The sequence below is a fragment of the Xenorhabdus budapestensis genome, assembly GCF_002632465.1.
Classification (GTDB): domain Bacteria; phylum Pseudomonadota; class Gammaproteobacteria; order Enterobacterales; family Enterobacteriaceae; genus Xenorhabdus; species Xenorhabdus budapestensis.
The window spans coordinates 1-4806 of record NZ_NIBS01000048.1 but is presented as its reverse complement, the minus strand read 5'-3'; the positions used below and the strand labels follow the sequence as shown (position 1 = coordinate 4806).

At 44.5% G+C, this 4806-nt stretch carries 7 protein-coding genes; all 7 read right to left on the bottom strand.

The window, feature by feature from the left end; translation table 11 throughout:
• Window positions 1-418, bottom strand: a 418-nt coding sequence (locus tag Xbud_RS18230; RefSeq protein WP_169923112.1) for a DNA circularization N-terminal domain-containing protein, incomplete at its 3' end; no start/stop codon positions are given.
• A gap of 102 nt (window positions 419-520) precedes the next feature.
• Window positions 521-802, bottom strand: coding sequence for a type II toxin-antitoxin system YafQ family toxin (locus tag Xbud_RS18225; RefSeq protein WP_099137432.1), 282 nt, complete (start codon window positions 800-802; stop codon window positions 521-523).
• The gene (locus tag Xbud_RS18220; protein WP_099137431.1) at window positions 789-1052 is read right to left on the bottom strand and encodes a type II toxin-antitoxin system RelB/DinJ family antitoxin; all 264 of its coding nucleotides are present in this window, start codon (window positions 1050-1052) and stop codon (window positions 789-791) included. Before Xbud_RS18220 ends, Xbud_RS18225 begins: the two co-directional genes overlap by 14 nt.
• A gap of 119 nt (window positions 1053-1171) precedes the next feature.
• Entirely contained in the window at window positions 1172-2296 is a 1125-nt protein-coding gene (locus tag Xbud_RS18215) for a hypothetical protein (protein ID WP_099137430.1), read from the bottom strand.
• Between the two features lie 73 nt (window positions 2297-2369).
• Window positions 2370-4283: a hypothetical protein gene (locus tag Xbud_RS18210; RefSeq protein ID WP_099137429.1), complete on the bottom strand. Its 1914-nt coding sequence runs from the start codon at window positions 4281-4283 to the stop codon at window positions 2370-2372.
• 117 nt (window positions 4284-4400) lie between these two features.
• Window positions 4401-4694 (bottom strand): phage tail assembly protein, encoded by a 294-nt coding sequence (locus Xbud_RS18200; protein WP_099137427.1) that lies wholly within the window; start codon window positions 4692-4694, stop codon window positions 4401-4403.
• Window positions 4695-4703: 9 nt separating this feature from the next.
• Window positions 4704-4806 (bottom strand): phage tail tube protein (locus tag Xbud_RS18195; RefSeq protein WP_211283551.1); only part of this gene is annotated, 103 nt, incomplete at its 5' end.

Here is a 4806-nt window from a genome sequence, read left to right as displayed (position 1 = left end):
ACTCAAACACCCGGCCCGATTCCGCGCTCTCAGTCATACGCAGGCCACTTTCTGTCACACTGACGGTCAGTTCACCCAGTGTCGGATGCACCAATGTCCCCGCAGATCCGGTTTCACAGGCCGCCACCAGATTCTTTCGCTGTGTGATGACATCCGGGGCGTCATAAACCGCACTGTTCTGAATGATAAACCCCCGGATCGTTATCCTCCGGGTCGCCCGGCCCAAATCTTCCAGCCAGGCAGTATCACGGTACGGGTATTCATGTACAGCCTGACGGCGGCCAAAGACACTTTCACCGGATACCACCGCAAACGGCACACCACGAAACGAGGCAGGGTGTAAATGTTCTGACCATTTCCATGATGAGTCATTGCCGCCACCCAGCAGAGAAGAAAGGGCATCTTTTATCAGGGCCATGACATAACCTCTTTTTTGGACAAAAAAACCGCACCAGGCGGCATCAGGAATGAAAAAAACCCGCACGGAGCGGGCTTAAATAAGATAATTATCTGACAGTGTTCACCCAAATAGCTGACTGTGAGAACCGAGTCTTGCTAATTGCAGGGTTTCACTATCCGGTTTTTGGTAAATAAGTAACAAATCGGGTTTGATGTGACACTCTCTATAGCCTGACCAATTGCCGTCCAGCTCATGATCACGATGACGGCGTTCGAGAGGTTCATTATTCGCCAGAGCGACGAGAACAGGCACTAACGCATCATCAAGCCCAACGCGATACTGACCCTTAGATTCACGTTTATAATCCCGCTTAAATGCCGTTGAGCGCTCAATCGTCCTCATGCAGATCCGCCATTAGCGCAGACACGCTATCGAATCGCTTTCCCTTTCCTGCTTCCAGTTCTTCCATTGCTTTCTGAGTGGTTGCGTTCGGCACTCTGACATCGAAAGGCAAACGCTGCTCATCCGCGATGCGCAACATCAGTAAGCGAATCGCATCAGACACAGATAACCCCATGGCTTCCAATGCGGCACGAGCCCGCTCTTTAGTCTCTGCATCAATACGTGCACGGACATAAGTTTCAGTGGTCATTAGTCAATCCCCCGGTCATATAGTGTCCTAATTGTAGTCACAATAAGACTACATCGCAATGATGTTTTACGAAACTTTTGTAAAACTCAACTAATAACCAATAAAAGCCCCATAAGGGGCTATTTTATGCACTGCTGATCGGAAAGAAGGTAATTTTTGCTATCATCCAGTCTGCAAATTTCCTTTCCATTCTTGTTCAACAATACATTTACCTCATAACGCCCTGTTTCTGGGGAAACATACGATTGACTTACTGATACGTTCCCTGAGTTCCCAACCCAGAATCCAGCTCCATGAGCGAAGAATTTAGCTGTCGCCCTTGTAGATATGATGCTGGGAAGGGCTTCAAATTGATAGAGAGTGACGTTAGTCGCGTCTATGAGATTAAAATATATCCTATTGAATTGATTTTTTGATTTGGCAATACCAACAATATTGAATGAGCCATCAGGATCTGAATTTGGCATATCCCTGTCTTTATCAATCAGGTTTGATGACGATCGTATTTTCCCGGCAGCATCTATGGCAACCATCTCTATAACTGCGGCACCGGTATTTTCGTTGTATAGCGCGACATACATAATTTCATAATCATTTAGTTTCCATGTGGACGTAATCCGAAGACCATCCCCTGCTAAACCTTTTTTACCTGATTGCTCTGCCAAAGTCTGAGTATAATCCACCCCTTTATAACAAAGGGCGTAAGCACCACCATTATTTTGTTTTTGGGGTGCGGTTAACACATAGAAATATCGCTTAGAGGCACTACCACGGCATTCATAATCTACATTTGACGTGACAGGTTTTTCATATTCCTCATGTAATTTCTGGACGAGTTTATAGTTATCATATGGCGAAAATTTCAGTTCTCCATCCTCGGCATAAATAATATGAGTTTCCATTTTATGAGGATAGACAAGCGCCTTATCTTTATCCAAAATGGCATATTTCATAATAACTGCATCATCCTTGTCGCCTTTCCCTGTCAGAGTATTGATTTCTCTTGCGCCATAACAAAGTGAGCCTTTACTTTCATAGAATTCACCAATCTTCCTGTCACAATCAGAACTAAATACAAAGTAAAAAAATGCGGAGCCAATCAGAGCAAAACCTATACCTCCGCCAATTAATGAAGCTATAGCAGTAGCTATTGTTCTATACCAAGTTGGTTTTGATGATTTAGCGACCATTAGTGAAACAACAAAGATCACAAGAAGAAGCCAAAAAGTATTCCATATAGTCATCGTTACCCACCTACCTCATATCTCATTCATAGAATGCTAAAACCACCATTACTGAATAAAATATAAGTCATTTTCAAGGGTACTGCATAGAAGTTGTGACTTTTCCGGCAGAATTCGACTGGAACTTTTGCCGCTCTCCGGTCTTATCATTAACCAAGACGATCTCAACCTGAAACGGTTTATCCCCCATAGCCTCCTGAAACGCTTTCGCCATACCTTTTGCTATTTCTGCCTCAGATTCAACATCCTTTTTCTTGCTGTAGAGTGAAGGGAATTGCTGCTCTTGCTCACCAGAGCCGTATTGCAGACGCTGCTCTCTGAGTATTTGAGGGTTTCGCTTACCTTTCCAGCGATCACTGTGAATAGCGTCATTAATAGCCGCTTTGATTTGCTCGTCACTGTAAGGATTTGATGCATTTTCAAATTCAATCATCTTTTTCATGACATTTTTCAGGATTTCAGGGTTATACATATCCAAAGGCTGATTGCGCCCATAGCCTGTTCCCTTAGAAACCCATTCAATATAGGCAGGCGTATCATTACCACCTTCTGGTCCCGCATATTTATATAATAGAGAGGTAATGTCATTCCGCCCTCTCTCTGCATCCAGCATTATTTGTCGCGCCATCGCGGATAACCCATCATGTGCTGTACCAAACTTCACATATTTGTGATTATTACCGAAATCTTCTCCTGTGGTATTTGGTGCAGCAATTAAATTGCCGGGGTTATTATTGCGAATGCCTCGCGGGGGGGTGCCTGAGTTTTTTACCCGATTTGGATCATTCGGTATTTGATAAATATCCTGATAATGTTTTTGATTTTCAGGCACAATGGGAGGTTTCGTTTTTTCAGTCCCCTTTTTTTCATGCCATTTTTGGTATTTTTTCCGGTATCCATCGGTCATCAGGCCAAAATCCAGCATCGTTTTTTCATACGTACTGAGTGTTTTATAAAATTCCGGCGTGTTATAACCCCATCGCAACTGGTCTGATTCATTCCCTCTTGTTGCCCCTAGGGTGCGCATGATCGCAAAGTTGTCTGGACCATAAGTTAATATGTCACTGACCCCTTTAAGACCATCGTCAACAGAGCCATCTGAGGTTAAAAAGTTTGTAGTAGCATTACTGACACGTTGCTTAAGCCCTTCCCATGAGGCATTGAGTTCATTTATTGTGCCATTTAAATCGGTGAGTTGCTGGTTTAATCCATTAGGGACCGTTAATCCTAATTTATCGGACTTGGCTAATAACTGCTTGTATTTGGCCCCTTCACGCAATAACGATAAGGTATTCGCATCTAATCCCAGAAAATCAGCAATGGTTTTCTGTTTTGCAGAAGAATAGGTCGGAAACACTTTCGCCAGCTCTTCCATGGTCTTCGAGATATCCGCTGTACCGTCTTCCTTACGAACAATGGACACGCCCATGCTATTAAGCTGTGCTAATGTTGCACTGTTCCTTGCCTGTAGCGGATCGTTAAAGATTTTATACAGCCCATCAACAGACTCTTTTGCTTTGTCTGCATCTGTGCCTAATATCACCATCGCACCCGACAATCGGGAAAACTCTTCGACGGTCATATTGTTATTTTTTGCCATAACATCCAGATCATAGGCTTCCTTGCTTTGTTCGTTCAGCTTTTGCCCCATTTTGGCGATACCGTAACCGATGGCACCCACGCCACCGACGATCCCCCCGTATTTTTTGGCAAGACTGCCATATTTTGCGGTGAGTTCGCCGACATTTTTCAACGGAGGAATGATAGCGCCGATGTGCTGAACGTTATCTTTGGCAAACTTCGACATATCACGTAGCTGATTACTTAGTCCCCCTACATTTTCCTGTGTTTCATTGCCGCCGAACCGCAATGCTTCACGTGTCGAATCCAGCAAAGGGTTCAGTTGCTTAATTCTGGCTTCAATCTCTGCCAGTGCTTTTGTGGCGTTATCATCCGCGTGTAACTCAAAGTCAAATGCATTACCCATTACCCGACCTCGCTTGATTGATCCGTTCTGCCTGCTCACCCCACCAATTTAGCCGCGACCGACTCAGGAGCCACGCGTCTTGTGGCCCCCAGCGGTAAAAATAAGTGACATCAGCCGCTAATTGCTGCCATCCCCGGAGGGGGTATAAACTAAAAAATTCGTCAAAAATTCCCGGCAAACGTTAAAGTCGGTAATAGCCATCTTTTTTAAGATCGATTCGGGTATGTTTGATACCAACGCAATCAGCAGTCGCATAGCAGGCAGAGAGCTGTTAGGGTTCTTCGCTTGTGCCTCATAAAACTGCTCAACCTCAATCAGGCAGGGTTCGCGCAAATGAATTTCTGGGTAAATTTCTTTGCCGCCGTTACTTTCAATCGGCTTGCTCAGTGTGATAACTTTTGTTTTTTCCATGATTGCCTCTTAGTTTTCTGTTACCGAAATGCCTTCCCAACGGACTTCGAACTCCGCATCTTCGCTGCGCACTTCCTGCGTGTTTACGGTCCACATGCCTTCACCAATAATG